Genomic DNA, 413 nt, shown 5'->3' with positions numbered 1-413 from the left:
GCAGGTCACTTTGTCAAAATGGTTCACAATGGTATCGAATACGGCGACATGCAACTTATCTGCGAAGCCTACCAACTAATGAAAACCGTACTAGGCCTATCAGCAGACGAAATTCACCAAGTATTTAAAGAATGGAACGAAACCGAACTCGACAGCTACCTAATTGAAATCACCCGCGACATCTTCGCTTATCGTGATGAAAACGGCGAACCGCTAGTTGAAAAAATCCTAGACACAGCTGGCCAAAAAGGCACAGGTAAATGGACAGGCATAGTCGCACTAGACTTAGGTGTACCATTAACCCTAATTGCAGAATCCGTATTTGCCCGCTGTATCTCAGCCCAAAAAGACGAACGAGTACAAGCCTCACAAGTGATTGACGGCCCTAAAATTGAATTTAGCGGCGACAAAAA

The 413-nt window shown here is 44.6% G+C and carries 1 pseudogene; it reads left to right on the top strand.

Features of this window, described 5'->3' with window-relative positions:
• Nucleotides 1-413, top strand: a pseudogene (locus tag N7931_RS19645) (NADP-dependent phosphogluconate dehydrogenase); the annotation flags it as partial.

Origin of the sequence: Catenovulum sp. 2E275 (genome assembly GCF_025515275.1) — a bacterium.
Lineage (GTDB): Bacteria > Pseudomonadota > Gammaproteobacteria > Enterobacterales > Alteromonadaceae > Catenovulum.
Note: the sequence above shows the minus strand (reverse complement) of the source record. Positions and strands in the feature narration are given on the sequence as shown.